This is a genomic window from Burkholderia sp. Z1, assembly GCF_014893795.1.
In the GTDB taxonomy this organism is placed as follows: domain Bacteria; phylum Pseudomonadota; class Gammaproteobacteria; order Burkholderiales; family Burkholderiaceae; genus Burkholderia; species Burkholderia theae.
In genome coordinates, this window is record NZ_JACFYL010000002.1 from 570,071 (window position 1) to 588,449 (window position 18,379).

Annotated in this window: 11 protein-coding genes; 4 read left to right on the plus strand and 7 right to left on the minus strand. The window is 67.5% G+C overall.

Annotation, left to right across the window (positions count from 1 at the left end):
- Positions 1 to 12 precede the first annotated feature (12 nt).
- Positions 13 to 1,281, minus strand: coding sequence for a lipoprotein-releasing ABC transporter permease subunit (locus H3H55_RS19640; RefSeq protein WP_193099849.1), 1,269 nt, complete (start codon positions 1,279 to 1,281; stop codon positions 13 to 15).
- A 291-nt stretch (positions 1,282 to 1,572) separates the two neighbouring features.
- Here H3H55_RS19640 and H3H55_RS19645 point away from each other — a divergent pair, with 291 nt between their 5' ends.
- Together H3H55_RS19645 and pbpC are read left to right on the plus strand one after the other, a co-directional pair.
- Positions 1,573 to 7,578 (plus strand): alpha-2-macroglobulin family protein, encoded by a 6,006-nt coding sequence (locus H3H55_RS19645; RefSeq protein WP_193099850.1) that lies wholly within the window; start codon positions 1,573 to 1,575, stop codon positions 7,576 to 7,578.
- 45 nt (positions 7,579 to 7,623) lie between these two features.
- Entirely contained in the window at positions 7,624 to 10,035 is a 2,412-nt protein-coding gene (gene pbpC, locus H3H55_RS19650; protein ID WP_193099851.1) for a penicillin-binding protein 1C, read from the plus strand.
- Between the two features lie 55 nt (positions 10,036 to 10,090).
- Here the strand turns inward: pbpC and H3H55_RS19655 are convergent, their stop codons facing one another.
- Both H3H55_RS19655 and H3H55_RS19660 read right to left on the minus strand, forming a co-directional pair.
- The gene (locus tag H3H55_RS19655; RefSeq protein ID WP_193099852.1) at positions 10,091 to 12,019 is read right to left on the minus strand and encodes a protease pro-enzyme activation domain-containing protein; all 1,929 of its coding nucleotides are present in this window, start codon (positions 12,017 to 12,019) and stop codon (positions 10,091 to 10,093) included.
- A 1,042-nt stretch (positions 12,020 to 13,061) separates the two neighbouring features.
- Positions 13,062 to 13,400: a helix-turn-helix domain-containing protein gene (locus H3H55_RS19660; RefSeq protein WP_069617470.1), complete on the minus strand. Its 339-nt coding sequence runs from the start codon at positions 13,398 to 13,400 to the stop codon at positions 13,062 to 13,064.
- A 78-nt stretch (positions 13,401 to 13,478) separates the two neighbouring features.
- Here H3H55_RS19660 and H3H55_RS19665 point away from each other — a divergent pair, with 78 nt between their 5' ends.
- Positions 13,479 to 14,378: a hypothetical protein gene (locus H3H55_RS19665; protein ID WP_129515685.1), complete on the plus strand. Its 900-nt coding sequence runs from the start codon at positions 13,479 to 13,481 to the stop codon at positions 14,376 to 14,378.
- Between the two features lie 207 nt (positions 14,379 to 14,585).
- A complete protein-coding gene (locus H3H55_RS19670) occupies positions 14,586 to 14,816 on the plus strand; it encodes a hypothetical protein (protein ID WP_193099853.1) in 231 nt (76 codons plus the stop codon).
- A 97-nt stretch (positions 14,817 to 14,913) separates the two neighbouring features.
- Here the strand turns inward: H3H55_RS19670 and H3H55_RS19675 are convergent, their stop codons facing one another.
- The 4 genes from H3H55_RS19675 to H3H55_RS19690 form a co-directional block, all read right to left on the minus strand.
- On the minus strand, positions 14,914 to 15,921 hold the full coding sequence (locus tag H3H55_RS19675; RefSeq protein ID WP_193099854.1) for an aldo/keto reductase: 1,008 nt from the start codon (positions 15,919 to 15,921) through the stop codon (positions 14,914 to 14,916).
- A gap of 45 nt (positions 15,922 to 15,966) precedes the next feature.
- Complete coding sequence (locus H3H55_RS19680; protein ID WP_193099855.1) at positions 15,967 to 16,293, minus strand: carboxymuconolactone decarboxylase family protein; 327 nt, start codon at positions 16,291 to 16,293, stop codon at positions 15,967 to 15,969.
- 121 nt (positions 16,294 to 16,414) lie between these two features.
- Positions 16,415 to 17,308, minus strand: coding sequence for a LysR family transcriptional regulator (locus tag H3H55_RS19685; protein WP_193099856.1), 894 nt, complete (start codon positions 17,306 to 17,308; stop codon positions 16,415 to 16,417).
- Positions 17,309 to 17,384: 76 nt separating this feature from the next.
- Positions 17,385 to 18,263 (minus strand): alpha/beta hydrolase, encoded by an 879-nt coding sequence (locus H3H55_RS19690; protein ID WP_193102064.1) that lies wholly within the window; start codon positions 18,261 to 18,263, stop codon positions 17,385 to 17,387.
- Positions 18,264 to 18,379: the final 116 nt, after the last annotated feature.

The window sequence follows — 18,379 nt, forward strand, 5'->3', positions numbered from 1 at the left end:
CGGCCGTCGCGCCTATTCGTCGCGCAGCGCTTCGGCCGGCCGCACCCGCGCGGCGCGCCAGCTCGGGTAGAGCGTCGCGACGCACGACATCAGGAACGCGGCCGCGGCGATCTCGATCACGTCGCTCGCCGCGAGCTTCGACGGCAGCGAGCTGAGGAAATACACGGACGGCGTCAGGAAGCGGATGCCGAGCAACTGCTCGATCGCCGGCAGTACCCACGGGATGCTCACCGCGATCGCGCAGCCGAACGCGACGCCCGCCAGCGTGCCGGCGAGGCCGATCGTCATCCCCTGGATCGCGAAGATCTTCGTGATCGACCCGGGCGGCGCACCGAGCGTGCGCAGGATCGCGATGTCGCCCTGCTTCTGCGTGACGGTCATCACGAGCGACGACACCAGATTGAACGCGGCGACCGCGACGATCAGCATCAGGATCAGCGACAGCATGCGCTTCTGCAGCCGCTCGGCTTCGAACCATGTGCGGTTCTGCCGCGTCCAGTCGCGGATATAGAGATCGCCCGACAGCGTGCGCGACAGCGCCATTGCGATTTCGGGGGCGCGCTGGAGATCGTCGAGCCGCAGCCGGATGCCGGTCGGCGCGGGTGCGTTGAACAGCGTCTGCGCGTCGCGGATGTGGATGTACGCGAGTGCGCTGTCGTATTGATAGTGACCCGACTCGAACGTGCCGACCACGTTGAACTGGCGGAACCGCGGCAGCGCGTCGCCGATGCGCGCGCTGTTGCCGGGCGCGAAGAACGTGATGCGGTCGCCGATCTTCACGTGCAGCGCGTTGGCCAGCGCCGCGCCGAGCACGATGCCCATCTCGCCCGGCACGAGCGCGTCGAGGCGCCCGGTCTTCAGTTTGCGCGCGATCTCGGACACACGCGGCTCGAGCACCGGATCGATACCGCGCAGCGCGACGCCCGTCACGCTGCCCGCGTTCGTCAGCAGCGCCTGCGCGTCGACATAGGGCGCGACGGCGCGCACGGCGGGGTTCCGCAGCGATTCGTGCGCGGTGAGCCGCCAGTCGGGCATCGCGCCGGACGGCGAGAAGATTTCCACATGTGCGAGCACCGACAGCATCCGGTCGCGCACTTCGGTGCGAAAACCGTTCATCACCGACAGCACGACGATCAGCGCGGCGACGCCGAGCGCGATGCCGGCCATCGCGGCGCCGGCGATGAACGACACGAAGCCGTCGCCGGCCGAACGCCGGCCGCCGCGCGCATAGCGCAGCCCGATCTGCCATTCGAACGGGAGTTTCAAGCGGTTTCCTTTCATTTCGATTCGATCCCTGTCGAGCCGCGCATTCTAGCGAACGCGGCGCGGCCGCGTGCAGAGGCCGGGACGCGGATGAAATGCCGCCCGACCGGCCGGTCATCGGCCGGCGTTGCACGCCCGCACACCGATATTTCCATCGTTTCGCCTCTGGTCGATAATGGCGCCCAGCATCCGGTCGAACAAAACATTCCAAGCATTCACGGCGCAACCAGGGCCGCGCCGCCACAGACCAATAAATCTCGGGGTACGTCGCCGCAGCCGGCAGCACGTCCTTGACAAGGAAATAACAAAATGGATTTGCTGCGCTTCCTGCTGCTCCTGCCGATTCGCGCGGCCGGGTTCGTCTGGCGCCTGCTCGGTCGCGTGCTGCGGCCGCTGGTCGGCGACGTGTCGTGGACGGCGCCCGCGTGGCCTGGCGTGACCGCCGCGGCCGTGCGCCGCCGCCCATGGCATGCCGGCGGCATCGTGCTGCTCGCGGCCGCGCTCGGGTACGGCGCATACTGGTTCAAGCATCGGCCGAAGCCCCCTGAGCCGCAGACCGTCGGCTTCACCGTGAAGGCGCCGGCGATCACGACCTACGAGGCGGACGACAGCGGCAAGCCGAAGATCACCGTGCATCCGCTCGAAGTGGCGTTCGCGCAATCGGCCGCGCCGATCGAGCTCGTCGGCAAGCCGGCCGGGCAGGGCATCGAGATGACGCCCGCGCTCAAGGGCGCGTGGGAATGGGCCGACGACAAGACGCTGCGCTTCACGCCGGCGGCCGACTGGCCGGTCGGCGCGCACGTCGAGGTGCGCTTCGCGGTGCATCAGGTGTTCGCGCCGCAGGTGGTGATGCGTGACGACCATTTCGCGTTCGACCTGCCGGCGTTCACCGCGACGTCGGGCGACAACCAGTTCTACCAGAACCCCGACAATCCGGCGGAGAAGCAGGCGCTGCTGCAGCTGCGCTTCAACTATCCGGTCGATCCGGCCGAGCTCGAGAAGCGCATCGGCCTCGTGCTGGTCGCCCGCGACGGCAAGACCGCAACGCCGCTGCGCTACACGGTCAACTACGACAAGATGAAGACGAGCGCGTGGGTCTACTCGCAGCCGCTCGAGATTCCGCGCGATCCGCTGACGGTGCGGCTCGACGTCGACAAGGGCGTGAAGAGCGCGCGCGGCGGCGACGGCACGCCGGCCGTGCTGCACGCATCGGTCGGCGTGCCGGGGCTCTACAGCCTGTCGATCGCCAACGTCGCGCCGACGCTCGTCGACAACGAGCGCTACGAACCCGAACAGGTGCTCGTCGCGGAAACGTCCGACGGCGTGCGCAGCGCCGATCTCGCCGCGCGCGCGAAGGCGTGGGTGCTGCCGAAGCGCAAGCCGGGCGTCGATCAGTCTGACGACGATCCGCCGTACGAATGGAACGTGGCCGACATCAGCGATGCGGTGCTGAAGCAGTCGAAGCCGCTGTCGCTCGAAGCGGTGCCGACCGAGAACGACTTCGCGACGCTGCAGAGCTTCAAGTATCACGCGACGCCGGGCGACCGTATCGTCGTGCGTTTCGAGGGCGACCTGAAGTCCGCGGGCGGCTACCTGCTCGGCGCGCCGGTGACGACCGCGTTCACGGTGCCCGACTATCCGAAGCTGCTGCGTTTCATGGCCGACGGCTCGTTGCTGTCGATGAGCGGCAGCAAGCGGCTGTCGGTCGTGTCGCGCAACCTGCCGGGGATGAAGGTCGAGATTGGCCGCGTGCTGCCCGACCAGCTCCAGCATCTCGTGAGCTTCAACAACGGCACGTATGCGCGGCCCGAGCTGTCGTACTCGTTCAGCGAGGACCACATCGTCGAGCGCTTCGTGCAGACGCGTGCGTTCCCGGCCGGCGACCCCGGCAAGGCGCATTACGAAGGCGTCGATCTCGGCCAGTACCTGAAGGGCGGCAAGCGCGGCGTGTTCCTGCTGCACCTGTCGAAGTACGATCCGGCCGCCGAGAAGAAGAAAGCCGACGATGCGAAGGACGGCGATGCGTCGTCCGACGACAGCAGCCAGGATCAGTCCGACAACGCCGATTCGGGCGACAGCAACAACAGCGGCAACGGCGACGACAGCGACAACGCGCTCGGCGACACGCGCCTGATCGTCGTGACCGATCTCGGGATGCTGGTCAAGCGCGCGCTGGACGGCAGCCAGGACGTGTTCATCCAGTCGATCCGCAACGGCCGACCGGTTGCGGGCGCAACCGTGTCGGTGCTCGCGGTGAACGGCCAGGCGCTGTTCACGCAGACCACCGGCGCCGACGGCGTCGTGCATTTCCCCGCGTTCAAGGGGCTCGACCGCGAGAAGCGTCCGCAACTGTATGTCGTGAAGAAGGACACCGACCTGTCGTTCCTGCCGGTGGCCGGCCGCGACCGCCAGCTCGACTTCTCGCGCTTCGACGTCGACGGCGAACGCAACGCGACGGGCCAGGGGCAGCTGTCCGCGTACCTGTTCTCGGATCGCGGGCTGTACCGGCCCGGCGATCCGTTCCACATCGGCCTGATCGTGCGTGCGGCGAGCTGGGCACGCAGCCCGGCCGGCGTACCGCTGCAGGCGGAAATCGTCGACCCGCGCGGGATCACCGTCGAGCGCAAGCCGGTATCCGTCGACGCGACGGGCTTCACCGAGCTCGGTTATACGACGGCCGAAACGGCGTCGACCGGCACCTGGACGGTCAACCTGTACATCGTCAAGGACGGCCAGCCGGGTGCCGAGCCGATCGGCAGCACGACGGTGCAGGTGAAGGAGTTCCTGCCCGACCGGATGAAGGTCGACGCAAAACTGTCGCAGCAGGTCGTCGAAGGGTGGGTGAAGCCGAAGGGGCTGAAGGGCATCGTCGATGCGCAGAACCTGTTCGGCACGCCGGCCGAGAAACGCCGCGTCGCGGCGACGTTGACGCTGCGCCCCGTGTGGCCGTCGTTCCGCAGCTGGCAGGGCTATCACTTCTTCGACGCGCGGCGCGCGAAGGAGGGCTATACGACGACGCTGCAGGACGGCACGACCGACGACAAGGGTCATGCCGAGTTCGACCTCGATCTCGACAAGTACGCGGACGCGACCTATCAGGTCTACTTCCAGGCGAAGGCGTATGAAGCGGAAGGCGGGCGCAACGTCGCCGCGAACGCGCAAGCGCTCGTGTCGAACAACGACTGGCTCGTCGGCTACAAGTCGGCCGACGATCTCGGCTACGTGAAGCGCGGCAGCCCGCGCACGGTGCGGCTCGTCGCGATCGATCCGGGTGCGAAGGCGATCGACGTGAAGGACCTGCGCGCGCAGCTCGTCGAGGAGCGTTACGTGTCGGTGCTGACCAAGCAGGATTCCGGCGCGTACAAATACGACTCGCGGCTGAAGGAAGTGCCGGTCGACGAGAAGCCGCTGACGATTCCGGCGGCCGGGCTCGACTTCACGCTGCGCACCGACAAGCCGGGCAGCTATGCGCTCGTGATCCGCGGCGCGGATGGCACCGCGGTGAACCGGATCGAGTATTCGGTCACGGGCGACGCGAACGTCACGCGCTCGCTCGACCGCAACGCCGAGCTGCAGGTGAGCCTCGCGAAGCACGACTACAAGCCGGGCGAGCAGGTCGAGATCGCGATCCGCGCGCCTTACGCGGGCAGCGGCCTGATCACGATCGAGCGCGACAAGGTGTATGCGCACGCATGGTTCCATGCGGACACGACGAGCTCGATCCAGCACATCACGGTGCCGGCCGGCTTCGAAGGCAACGGCTACATCAACGTGCAATACATCCGCGATCCGTCGTCGGACGAGATCTTCATGAGCCCGCTGAGCTACGGCGTCGTGCCGTTCTCGGTGAACCTCGACGCGCGCCGCAACGCACTGACGGTCGACGCGCCCGCGCTCGTGAAGCCGGGCGATACGGCCACCTTCACCGTGCATTCGGCGAAGCCCGCGAAGGTCGTCGTGTTCGCAGTCGACGAAGGCATCCTGCAGGTCGCGCGCTACAAGCTCGGCGATCCGCTGAAGTTCTTCTTCCGCAAGCGGATGCTCGAAGTCGGCACTTCGCAGATCCTCGACCTGATCCTGCCGGACTTCGAGAAGCTGATGGCGATGGCCGCGCCCGGCGGCGACGCCGACGACGCGATCGGCCGCCAGTTGAACCCGTTCAAGCGCAAGCGCGACAAGCCGGTCGTCTACTGGTCGGGGATCGTCGACGTGAACGGCGACACGCGCCTGAGCTACACGGTGCCCGACTACTTCAACGGCAAGCTGCGCGTGATGGCTGTGTCGGTGTCGCCGGACCTGGTCGGCACGTTCGAAGGCGCGACGACGGTGCGCGGCGATTTCGTGCTGTCGCCGAACGTGCCGACGACGCTTGCGCCGGGTGACGAGGCCGACGTCAGCGTCGGCGTCGCGAACAACCTGACGGGCGTCGGCAACCAGCCGGTGCCGGTCGCGGTCACGCTGAAGACGGGCCCGCAGTTGCAGGTGATCGGGCCGGCGACGCAGAACGTCGCGCTCGCGCCGCAACACGAGGGCGTCGCGCTGTTCCGCGTGAAGGCGACCGACACGCTCGGCTCGGGCGCGCTGTCGTTCGGCGCGCGCTACGGCACGAAGGGCGCGCAGCAGCGCGTCGACGTGTCGGTACGGCCGGCCGCCGCGTTCCGCACACAGCTCGACATCGCGCGGCTCGACCCGGGCAAGAAGGCGAGCGTGCCGAACCTGCGGCCGATGTACGACGCGTATGCGTCGCGCGATGCGAGCATCTCGACCGCGCCGCTCGTGCTGTCGGAGGGGTTGTCGTCGTATCTCGTCAACTTCGACCACTACTGCAGCGAGCAGATGGTGAGCGCGGTCGTGCCGCGCGTGTTCGCGTCGAAGTGGCTGTCGGTGCGGGCGCTGACGAGCGCGATGCATGCGCCCGAAGGCGGCGCCGACGCGGCGAACGCGGCGGCAATCGCGCAGTTCCTCGGCGTGCTGCGCAGCCGGCAGAACGCGCAGGGCGGCTTCGGTTTGTGGAGCGCGACACCCGATGCCGATTCGTTCGTGTCCGCGTACGCGATGCACGTGCTGCTCGATGCGCGCGAGCGCGGGATGGCCGTGCCGAAGGACATGCTCGACGCGGGCAACGCGTATCTGCAGAAGCTCGCGGCGAACGATTCGCTCGGCTCGCTCGACCTGCTGCGGCAGCGCGCGTATGCGGTGTACCTGCTGACGCGCCAGGGCAACGTGACGACCAACAGCCTCGCGGCCGTGCAGAAGCGCCTGCAGGATGCGTATCCGAACGATTGGAAGAACGATCTTGCGGCCGCATGGCTCGCCGCGTCGTACCAACTGCTGAAGCAGGACAAGGAGGCCGCCGCGCTGATCGCCGGGCCGCAGGCGTTGCTCGAACGCAAGCGCGCGTCCGGCGGCGATTACGTGACGGGCTACTACATCGATCCGCTGACGCGCGATGCGAGCGTGCTGTACCTGCTCGCGAAGCACTTCCCCGAGCGCGTGCGCAAGCTGTCGCCGCGCGCGATGGACAACATCGCCGCGCCGCTGGTCGACAACCGCTACAACACGCTGTCGTCGGCGATGACGATCCTCGCGCTCGATGCGTATGCGGCGTCGAACGCGGGGCAGCTCGACCAGCTCGCGATCGACGAGGTGCGCGCGGGTGCTGCGGCTAAGGACGTGTCGTCGATCCAGGCGAACCTCGTGCGTTCGGGCACGTGGGCGGCCGGCGCGTCGCGCGTCGATTTCGTGAACGGCAGCGCGCTGCCCGCGTGGTGGGTCGCGAGCCAGTCGGGCTACGATCGCGGCACGTCGACGAAGGCGATCAAGAACGGGCTGGAGATCGTGCGCGACTACACCGACACGAACGGCAAGCCGCTCGACAAGATCACGCTCGGCCAGGAGATCGACGTGCACCTGAAGATCCGTGCGACCGGCTCGGCGAACGTCGGCAACATCGCGATCGTCGACCTGCTGCCCGGCGGCTTCGATCCGGTGATCGCACCGCCGCCCGCGACCGACACGCAGGACGGCGACAGCGGGGACGGCGGTGCGTCGACGCCGGTGGCCGATGCGCCTTGGCGTTCGCCGATCGGCGTGACGGGGTCGACGTGGCAACCGCAGTTCGCGGACGTGCGCGAGGACCGCGTGGTGATCTACGGCACCGCGACGACCGACGTGCGAGAGTTCGTCTACCGGATCAAGGCGAGCAACGCGGGCCGCTTCGTCGCGCCGCCCGCGTACGGCGAGTCGATGTACGACCGCCGCGTGCAGGCGCAGGCACCGGGCGGCGCGGCGCTGACGGTGGAGCGCGTGCGATGACGGGGCGGCGGCACCGGCCGTGCCGGGCAGCCGGAGCGCCCGCGCATGGCTGACGTATCCGGGCTCCGGCGCGCACTGCACGGCGCCGGGCGCTGGCTGCATCGCTGGCAGAACTGGGTCGCCGGCGCGCTGCTCGTGTTCGGCGTGCTGGCCGCGTGCCGGTTGTGGCCGCATCCGCCGCTGCGCGACTGGAAACCGACGTCGGTCGCGGTGGTCGATGCGCAGGGCCGGCTGCTGCGCCTGACGCTCGCGAAGGACGACCGCTACCGGCTGTGGGTGCCGCTCGACCGGATGTCGCCGCAGCTCGTCGAGGCCGTGATGCTGCACGAGGACCGCTGGTTCTGGTGGCATCCGGGTTTCAATCCGTACGGGCTCGCACGTGGCGCGTGGATCACGTACGTACGCGGCGGCAATCCGCAGGGCGGCTCGACGCTGACGATGCAGCTCGCGCGCTCGCTGTGGCGGCTGAACACGCGCACGCCGGCCGGCAAGCTCGAGCAGGTCGCACGCGCGGTGCAGCTCGAACTGTTCTACTCGAAGCGGCAGATTCTCGAGGCGTATCTGAACGACGCGCCGTACGGCCGTAACGTCGAAGGCGCGGGCACCGCGAGCGTCGTCTATTTCGACCGGATGCCCGACGCGCTGACGCTGCCCGAGGCGCTCGCGCTCGCGGTGATTCCGCAGGACCCGGCGCGGCGCGTGCGCGGCGGGCAGGACGCGATCAACCGCGCGCTGGCCGCGTCGCGCAACCGGTTGTACGCGCGCTGGCTGGCGCAGCATCCGGACGATGCGTCGCTCAGGCCGCTGTTCGCGTTGCCGCTCGCGATGCGGCCGCTGTCCGCGCTGCCGTTCGACGCGCCGCACGCGGTCGACCAGGCGCTCGCCGCGCGCAGCGCGTGGCGCACGACATTGGGTGCTGCCGATGACGAGCACGACGCCGGCGCGCGGCTCGTGACGACGCTCGATCTCGATCTGCAGCGCACGCTCGAACGGCAGATCGCGCGCTACGTTGCGCGCAACGACACGCGCGGCGTGCGCAACGCGGCCGCGCTGCTCGTCGATACGCGCGACATGGGCGTGAAGGCGCTCGTCGGTTCCGCAAACTTCTTCGATCGCACGATCGACGGGCAGGTGAACGGCACGCTCGCGCGGCGCTCGCCGGGTTCGACGCTCAAGCCGTTCATCTATGCGCTCGGCTTCGACCAGGGCGTGCTGCATCCGCAGACGGTGCTACGCGACGTGCCGACCGCGTTCGGCCCGTATGCGCCGGAGAATTTCGACGGCCATTTCCTCGGGCCGATCACCGCGACCGACGCGCTGAACCGCAGCCGCAACGTGCCGGCCGTGTGGGTCGCGTCGCAGCTCAAGTCGCCCGATCTCTACCGTTTCCTGCAGGAAGCCGGCGTGCGCCGGCTCGCGAGCGCGCAGCACTACGGGCTCGCGCTGGTGCTCGGCGGCGGCGAAGTGACGATGCAGGATCTCGCGGCGCTCTACGCGATGCTCGCGAATCGCGGCGAGTTCAGGCCGCTGCGGCTGCGCGCGGACGAGCCGGCCGCGCCCGGCCGGCGCCTGCTGAGCGCGGAGGCGAGCTACATGACGATGGACATGCTGCGCCAACACCTGCGTCCCGACGAGACGAGCGGCGCGCAGCCGTCGAGCGTGCCGGTTTATTGGAAGACCGGCACGTCATGGTCGTTCCGCGATGCGTGGACGGCCGGCGGGTTCGGCCCGTATGTGCTGGTCGTCTGGGTCGGCAACTTCGACAATTCGACCAATACGGCGTTCGTCGGCGTCGACGCGGCCGCGCCGCTGTTCTTCCAGATCGTCGATGCGCTGAACGCCGAGCGTACGCTCGTCGAGCCGCCGCGCGCGGTGCCGCCGCACCTGAAGCGCGTGCGCATCTGCCTCGCGAGCGGCGACCTGCCGAACGAGTGGTGCCCGCAGCAAGGCTGGACGTGGTTCATTCCGGGCACGTCGCCGATCCGCGTGAGCACCGTGCACCGGCCCGTCGTGATCGACGACGCGACGGGGAAGGCCGCATGCCCGCCGTATGACGGCAAGCGCACGCATACGGAGATCTTCGAGTTCTGGCCATCGGATTTGCAGCAGGTGTTCGCGCAGGCCGGCATTCCGCGCCGGCGGCCGCCGCAGAACGCGGACTGCCGCGATGCGGGGCAGGTCGACGGCGATCCGCCGCGCATCACGTCGCCGCTGCGCGGCAGCACGTATGCGATGCGCGTGAAGAGCACGGACGAGACGCGCATCGCGTTCAACGCGACGGTCGACGCGAGCGCGCATGCGCTGTACTGGTTCGTCAACGACGCGTATGTCGGCCGCAGCACGCCGGGCGAAGCGCTGTTCTGGCAGCCGCAGACGGCCGGCAGTTATACGGTGCGGGTGGTCGACGATCATGGCCGCAGCGATCAGCGGCCGCTGGCGGTGGGGCTGGAGCAGTAGGCGCGCGCGACGCGATGCGGCAGCTTCGCCGCACCGCATCGCGCCGGGGTCTTGCTTACTTGGCCGAACTCGCGCTGACCTTCGCGAAGTCCAGGCTGCCGAAGCCCGTATCGTCGTCCCAGCCGGCCTTCGCGGTATAGCCGTGGCTGCTATACCCGTTGTTGCCCGATGTCACGTCGTGGAGCAGCGACGTATTGGTCGGGAAGTTCTGATAGAACGCCGACGTCGGCAGGCCGAGGCTGTTGTTGTTCGCCGATTCGACCCGCGCCCAGCCGCCGACGAAGATCGGCGACGCGAGGCTCGTACCGCCGACGAGCTGGTTGGTCTGCCCGTTGATGACGATATACGCGCCCGTCGACTGCGCGGCGTCGAACGCGACGTCCGGCACCACGCGCTTCGTCACCGTGCTGCCGAGCGCGGCGGTCTGCCAGCTCGGCGCGGCTTCGAACGCGCTCACGCCGCCGCCCGTCGCCCAGATCCGCACCGCGTTGTCGACCGGGTTGCCGTTGCTGTCGAGATCCGCATACGCGACGCCTTCGTTCCACACGGTTTCGCCGGCCCACGTCGTGGTGCCGGTGGTCGACAGCGTCGTGCCGCCGACCGCGACGACGTACGGCGAGCTGGCGGGCGACGACACGCTGTACTTGGACAGGTTGATCGTCGTCCTGACCGAAGTGCCGTTGTACGTGCCGATGTAGCCGGGCGCGCCTTGCGGCGACGTCGACCATTGATAGACGCCCGCGTCGCCGGCCGAGACCGAGAAGACCTGGCCTTGCGCGACGGCCTGCTTGAACACCGCGTCGTCGGCGGCGAGCGAGCCGTCGGAATTGGCGGCGGTTTCGTCGAGGCCGAGCGACACGTTGATGACGGTCGCCTTGTTGTCGGTCACCGCCTTGTTGTAGGCGTCCGTCAGCGTCGCGTCGGTCAGGCCGCTGTCGCTGCTGTCGCCGTTCACGGCGGAATAGAAGATCAGCTGCTTGACGCCGCCGGAGGTGCCGATGATGTCCTGGCTGTCGAGATCCCATTCGCCCGGATCGCCGTCGTCGGCCAGCGTGCCGGACCCGCCGGCGACCACCGCCGTGTTGACGGTCGCCAGGCCGGCGTTCTGCGTGAAGGTGTTCAGGTCGGCAATGGTCTGGGTCATGTCGCCCCAGGTGATGATGCCCACCGTGGTGTTGGTCGCGGCGGGCAGGCCGCTTGCGTCATAGATCTTCGCGAAATCGGTCGGCTGGTGGCCGACTTGCTGCGAAGCGGCGGTCGCGTTCTTCGAGATCTTGTTCGGTTCGATCGCGGCGGCCGGCGCGAAGCGGTGAAGCAGGCGGTGCGGCACGGCGGCGTTCTGCAGACCGAGCACCGAATCGACGATCGAGCCGAGCGACGCGGGGATCAGCGCGGCCGAATCGTTCGCGAAGACCGGCTTGCCGCGATAGTTGAAGCGCTTGATGCTGGCCTGGAAGCCGTTTTGTGCATTGCCCGCGTTGCCGTCGGCGGAGACCAGCGTGTTGTTCGCCGACACCGAGATGTTGCTGAAACCGTTCGCCTTCAGATGCGCCACCACGGCCGCGACCTGCGCGTCGGTCGGCGCGAAGCGTGCCTTGAACTGGGCCGGCGTGAGGTACTTGTGATAACTCGCGCTGCCCGGCTGGTTGACGTCGTGCAGGAACGCGTCGAGCTGATCGGTATTGCGGTGCTTCAGCACCACGGTGACATGCAGCGGCTGGCTCAGTTCGAGCGGCGTCACGTGCGTGTCGGCGAGCGCCGGCGTGCCGATGCTGTTGAGCGAGTACGCGGGCTGTGCCTGCGAAGCAGTCGAAGCCGCCGCGGCGGGTGCATTCGACAGCAGGAAAGCGGTGGTGCGGGTCGGGACCCAGTTGGTCGCTGCCTGGGCGGGCAGCGGCGCCAGTGTGGCGGCTACCGCGAGCGGCAGCGCGGCGAGGGCAAAGCGTTGCGAGAGTGTGCGTTTGATGTGCTGAGTTCTCTGCATTGTGAGCTCCGGGATTTCGACGAAGAACCGGTGCAGCGCGCGGCCCGGATCGCGGGTAGCGATGGGGCGGCGGATGCAACCTGACGCAAGACCAGACCGACCAGCAAGATTCACGGCGACATAAGTTTTCCTCCCCCTCCCACCATCAAGACCGGAGGCCGGTCGGGGCATCGGACTCGCCCATTGCGAGCGTCGATCCCGCGCACGGCCCTCTATCGTGTCGGGCCGCAACGCATCCACGGCGTCGCGGCCCGACCATCTCGTTCTCATCAATCTGCTGCGACGGCTGCTTCAATGCGTTATCACTTAATTAGGAATCCAATATATAAAATCCGGATAAGCGGGTGCTGCATTGTCGTTCGAAAGCGAGGTGCGCGTGTTCCGTGTGAGGTGCCGGGAGCGAGATCGAATATCCCGGTCAGCCGTGGGAGATGTCGATGTCGGCCTCTTCCGCCTGCGGCGGAACGGGATGACCGGTGAAGCGGGGACTGTGTATTGCGAGCAGATGATACGGATTACGAATCAGCTACTGTCCTCGTGAGGCGTAATTAAAACGGAAGCTGTTTGTCGGGCCGTTGATTTCTTGATGCGGATTCGATTGCGCGACGGGTTTTCTTGCGGGGAAAGATAGCAAGAAAGAAAACGGTGCGTCAAACTTTTTTTGATTAGGTCTAAAAAGTTTAGATAATCGCTTCGGCGGGTATTTTTAATAAGCGGGAAACGATGATGTAAGTCATTCGTCATCCTTGGCGAACGCTGCATATCGGGGCTCGGGCGAAGCGCAGGTGCAGCAAAAAGATGCTGCCGCAACGGTCATTCAGCAGCGACGACGGAAAACCAGTTCTCGGTGTTTCCTTGCATGCGTGTAGCTGGGGAGTATGCATCCGGCGCAACGGCAGATGCTCGCCGATCGAAACCGGGCGGCCCCGGTTGATCGTGTGGATGGGTGCGACTTCTACTTTTCTTTCTTGTCGGTCTTCCCGTTTTTTGCCGCGGCGGTGCACGGGTCGCACGCCGCGTGTCATGCGCCACTTCCACGTTGTTACCCGTCGTCGGCCTTCGCCTGCAGCCCCTTCAACCCCTGAATCACGACCAGCAACGCACGCCCGTGCTCGTCGGAGCCGTCCCATGCGTCGACGATCGCGTCGCGCAGCAGGTCGTTATAACGACGACGCGATGGCTCCGTATCGACGCCATAGAAACTGCATAGCTTATTGAATGGCGCGCTGCGACGCAGCCGATGCCCGTTTGACAGCCGCAGCCGCGACACGGTTGGCTGGCTGACCCCGGAAAGTCGCGCGATTTCGCTGGACGAGCGTGTATCTGCCATCAGGCGGCGCAACAGGTCTTGAACGGGAAAATCTTGGTCCGGGGCTTCCATGCGATGCATTATACCTATACAGTTACGGCTGTTGAATGGGCTTGCTGTCACCAGCGAGGCTGTATCCCGAGAAAGTTGATGACACTGAAACACCTCCCACCCACGTTCTGCTGGACCAAGATCGGTACCGAGTCCGGCGAGGAACTGCCGACCGTCGTGCTCCGCAAGGAATGGGAGCGCCGGCTCGGGGGCGGGCGTTTTCTGTGGGGCATCAACCAGCCGCTCGGCAGCAGCGCGCAAGTCGCCGCGCATCGCACGGGCTCGCTGCTCGCGCTGTTCTCGCCGGTCGCGTCGCGCCCGCGCGCGGGCGAGCGCAAGGACGCGCTGTTGTGGAATGCATGGGTCGATGCGAACGGGCAGGTGCGGCCGCTGCCGCCGCACACGTTCATCGCGAGCCGATCGACGCTGCCGTCGGGTCGGCGTCGCGAACAGCACTACGCGCTCGTGTGCGCGTCATCCACCGCGCTGACGGTCGGCACGCAACTGCGCGTGTATCCCGACCACCTGCGCAGCGTGAGCACCGGCAAGCCGCTGGGCGCCGCACAGGGCGCGGCCGTCGTAGATTGCGTCGGGCGTGCGAAGGAGCAGACGGGCAAGAGCTATCCGCTCGCGCTGTCGGTCGAGCTCGAAGCACCGTATTTCGTGCGGCTTGCGCAGCCGTGCGTGCTGAAGGCGCGCGATCTCGCCGAAGTGAACAAGGCGACGCGCGCGGGTGATTTCGATCGTTTTGTCGAACTCGTCGCGCGGTTGCGCGGCCGTTCGCCGACGGACGCCGTGCGCGGCGTCACGCGCGATCTGTTCGACGTGCCGCCGCTCGAAACCGCGGCCGCGTATGTCGCGCCCACGCATGCGGCGCGCTTGCGCAGCCGGCCGGCGGTCGAGCATCCGCGTGATCTCACGGGCGACCTGTTCGACCTGTCGCCGGGTGAGCCCACTGCGTTCGGCGGCCTTGCACACCCGCGCATCGGGCGCGCGTGACGGCAAGCGCGGAGAAGGTCGCGCAAGAATTTGTTGCAATCTCGCCATAGCGGAGCGGCGAGTGCGGAGGGACAATCGGCACGAAGCGCGCTGCGCAGCGGCCGATGCATCGACAATCGATGCGCCGTGGTTCACGCCGCCGACATGCGCACCACGCACACTGAGCGTCGGCTTGCTTCACACTGCAACCCTGTAGGAGAAGTGTCGATGTCGACCCACATCTGTTCGCAGGAAGCCCGGGCCGCGCAACGCTTCGTCGAAGCGACGCGCAACGTCGATCTGGCGTTTCGCGCGGTGCGCGGCGAGAGTGACGACGACGTCTCGTCGGTCGAATACGCACGTGCAATGTCGCGCCTCGATCGCGCGCTCGACGAGCTGGCGCGTGCGCAGGAATGCTTCGATCGCGTGGTCGGCGCCGACGCGGCAAGCGGCAACTGATTCCGCCGCTGCCGTTTTTGCGCGCGTCGGGCGACGTGCGTTCATCTTCATGCCGGGCATGCGGCCCGGCATGTCAGTCCTTCATCCCGTCCGAACTTCAGACCTTGCGGCCTTCGACCGGATAACTGGGATCGGTATAGCCGTGCGTCGACGCGTGTCCGGGCGGCACGAGCGAATCGACGAACCGTTCGTCGTCGGGGCCGAGTTCGAGCGTCAGCGCATCGATGTAGCTGTCCCAGTGCGCTTCGGTGCGCGGCCCCGCGATCGTCGAGCTGACGATGCGGTTCTTCATCACCCACGCGAGCGCGAACGCGACCGACGTCGTGCCGCGCGCGGCCGCATGCGCGGCGACCTGCTGCGCGATGTGCAACGATTCGGGTCGCCATTCCGTTTGCTGGATACGCCGGTCGCCGCGGCCCGCGCGCGAATCGGCGGGCGGCTGCGTATCCACCGCGTATTTGCCGGTCAGCACGCCGCGCGCGAGCGGGCTGTACGGCACGACGCCGATTCCGTAGTGCGCGGCGGCCGGAAGCTGTTCGACCTCGGCCGTGCGATCGACGAGGTTGTACAGCGGTTCGCTCGCGACAGGACGATCGATGCCGAGCTGGTCCGCGAGCCGCACGATCTCGGCAATGCGCCAGCCCTTGAAGTTCGACAGCCCGAAGTAGCGCACCTTGCCTTGTCGGATCAGGTCGGCCACCGCGCGCATGCCTTCGTCGAGCGGCGCATCGGTCAGCGCGCGATGGAAATAGAGGATGTCGATGTAATCGGTGCCGAGCCGCTTCAGGCTCGCGTCGACCGATTCGACGATCCATTTGCGCGACTGGCCTTGCCGGTTCGGCCCCGCGTCCGGTCCGGCCGGATAGCCGAACTTCGTCGCGACGACCCAACTGTCGCGACGCGGCGCAATCGCGCGGCCGACGACCGTTTCAGAACGACCGGCGTGATAGACGTCGGCCGTGTCGATGAAATTGACGCCCTGGTCGAACGCCTTGTCGATGATGCGCGCCGACGTCGCTTCGTCGGTCTCGCCGCCGAACATCATTGCGCCGAGGCACAGCGGCGACACCTTCAGCGCGCTGCGCCCGAGATAGCGGTAATCCATGTGTGAGGCTCCATGCGGGTAGGTGCCCGCCGGTTGAATGACAGGTTATACGCCGGCTTCGTCGAAGACGCGCTGCGCGATCGGCAGCGCCGAACTCGCGGTCGGCCAGCCCGAGTAGAACGCGAGGTGCGTGATCGCTTCGATCAGCTCGTCGCGCGTGAGGCCGTTGTCGAGAGCCTTCTTCAGGTGGAACGGCAGCTCGTTCACACGATACAGCGACACGAGGCTCGCGACCGTGATCAGGCTGCGATCGCGCGGCGACAGGCCGGCGCGTTGCCACACGTCGCCGAACAGCACGTGGTCGGTGTAGTCGGCGAGGGCGGGTGCGATGGCGCCGAACGCTTGGCGCGCGGCGGAAGTCGGTTCGGACATCGAGGGCTCCGGGGAACGTTGCGGACATCGACGATGGTAGCCACCGATGTGCTTATCGATAATCCCCGCTCGCTCGCATGCACTTATCGAACGGATTCATGAATCGCGGCGCGCAGGCGACTCATGCACGGTAGCGTAGCGCGTCGACGATCACCGCGAGCGCGCGCGACGATTGCCGCCGGCTCGCGTAATACAGGTGATGGCCGGGAAACGTCGGGCACCAGTCGTCGAGCACGCTGTCGAGGCGGCCGGCGGCGACATGCGGCGCGGCGAGCTCGGCCGGCACGTACGCGAGTCCGTAACCCGCGAGTGCCGCGTCGAGCATTTCATACGTGCCGTTGAACGTGACCTGCCCGTCGACGCGTACCTGCAGCGTGTCGTCGCCGCGCGCCAGTTCCCACGCGTACAGCGCTCCGTGCGTCGGCAGGCGCAGGTTGATGCAGTCGTGCGCGACGAGATCCTGCGGCGACGCGGGGCGTGCGCGCTCCGCGAAATACGCGGGCGCGCCGACGATCGCCATTTTCAGGTCGGGTGAAATGCGCACGGCGATCATGTCCTTCGCGACCTGGTCGCCGAGCCGCACGCCGAAGTCGAAGCGCTCCGCGACGATGTCGGACAGCCCGTAGTCGGTCACGAACTCGACCTTCAGGTCGCGATAGTCGCGCAGCATCGGGGCGAGCTTCGGCCACAGCAGCGTGCGGATCGCGTAGTCGGTCGCGTTGATGCGCACGGTGCCGGCCGGCTTGTCGCGCAGTTCCGCGAGCGTCGACAGCTCGGCCTCGATTTCGTCGAAGCGCGGCGCGAGGTTGCGCAGCAGGCGCTCGCCGGCTTCGGTCGGCGCGACGCTGCGCGTCGTGCGCGTCAACAGCCGCACGCCGAGGCGCGTTTCGAGTGAACGGATCGTATGGCTGAGCGCGGATTGCGACACGCCGAGCTGGGCGGCCGCACGCGTGAAGCTGCGCTCGCGCGCGACGGCGATGAAGGCGAGCAGGTCCGCAAAGGTGTCGCGCGGCATGGAGGAAGTCGGGTGGTCGATGCCAGCGCATCGTACCACCGGGGTCGCCGGGCCGCGTGGCGACGCGGTACGTGCGTCAGCCCGCGCGCGTCATGCCCGGTGCGGAGTTCGCCGGACGGTACGCGTAGCCGCGATGCTGGAACGATGCCGCGAAGAAGCGCATCTGGTAGCGAATCGCGTTCGCCCAGTAATCCCAGGTGTGACCGCCCGGCCGCTCCGCGTAGTCGTGCGGCACGCCAAGCGCGACGAGCCGTTCGTGCAGCGTGCGGTTCGAGCCGACGAACGCGTCGTCGCGGCCGCAATCGATCGTCAGGTCGAGATGCGCACGCACGAACGCGCGCGCGTTTTCGACGATCACGTTGCGATTCCAGAACGACGGATGGCGGCCGGGGTCGCCGAACACGTGGTCGATGCCCGGCTCGTCCTCGCAGCAGCGCGGATCGACCGCGCCGCTGATGCTGCCGACCGCGCCGAACGTGTCGGGCCGGTCGAGCGCGATGCGCAGCGCACCGAAGCCGCCCATGCTGAGCCCGGTGATCGCGCGGGCGCGCTGTGTCGCGATCGTGCGGAAGTGTGCATCGACGTAGGACACGACTTCGTCGCCGATGAAGGTTTCGTAGCGGCTGCCGGAATCGAACGGGCTGTCGATGTACCAGCTTTCGTGCCCGCCGTCGGGCATCACGAGGATCACGTGGTAGCGGTCGGCCAGCGCGGCGATAGGCGTGTTCGACGTCCAGTCGGTATGGTCGCCGCCCGAGCCGTGCAGCAGATAGACGACCGGATAACGTTCGCCGTCGCGGTTGCCGCGTGCGTAGTCGTCGGGCAGCACGACGGTTGCCTTGAGCGTCTCGCTCATCGCGGCGCTCGGAATCGCAACGACCCGCGCATGAAATGCGAACGCAGGGCTCGTGACGGCGAGCAGCAGAAGCAGCCAGAAGGCGCGTGCGAGGTGCATCGATCCTTGCATGTGTCGACCCTGTCCGGCGGCCGGGCGCCGGGGAAACCCTGTTCGGACGACTCTAGCAACCGCGCCTTTCAACCATATTTCGACGAACCCTACGCATTGTCAGG

Coding starts and splice junctions, on each gene's coding strand:
- H3H55_RS19655 (WP_193099852.1), bottom strand. CDS start 12,019: ATGCAGAGAACTCAGCACATCAAACGCACACTCTCGCAACGCTTTGCC.
- H3H55_RS19685 (WP_193099856.1), bottom strand. CDS start 17,308: ATGCCGCGCGACACCTTTGCGGACCTGCTCGCCTTCATCGCCGTCGCG.
- H3H55_RS19675 (WP_193099854.1), bottom strand. CDS start 15,921: ATGGATTACCGCTATCTCGGGCGCAGCGCGCTGAAGGTGTCGCCGCTG.
- H3H55_RS19690 (WP_193102064.1), bottom strand. CDS start 18,263: ATGCACCTCGCACGCGCCTTCTGGCTGCTTCTGCTGCTCGCCGTCACG.
- H3H55_RS19660 (WP_069617470.1), bottom strand. CDS start 13,400: ATGGAAGCCCCGGACCAAGATTTTCCCGTTCAAGACCTGTTGCGCCGC.
- H3H55_RS19645 (WP_193099850.1), top strand. CDS start 1,573: ATGGATTTGCTGCGCTTCCTGCTGCTCCTGCCGATTCGCGCGGCCGGG.
- H3H55_RS19670 (WP_193099853.1), top strand. CDS start 14,586: ATGTCGACCCACATCTGTTCGCAGGAAGCCCGGGCCGCGCAACGCTTC.
- H3H55_RS19640 (WP_193099849.1), bottom strand. CDS start 1,281: ATGAAAGGAAACCGCTTGAAACTCCCGTTCGAATGGCAGATCGGGCTG.
- H3H55_RS19665 (WP_129515685.1), top strand. CDS start 13,479: ATGACACTGAAACACCTCCCACCCACGTTCTGCTGGACCAAGATCGGT.
- pbpC (WP_193099851.1), top strand. CDS start 7,624: ATGGCTGACGTATCCGGGCTCCGGCGCGCACTGCACGGCGCCGGGCGC.
- H3H55_RS19680 (WP_193099855.1), bottom strand. CDS start 16,293: ATGTCCGAACCGACTTCCGCCGCGCGCCAAGCGTTCGGCGCCATCGCA.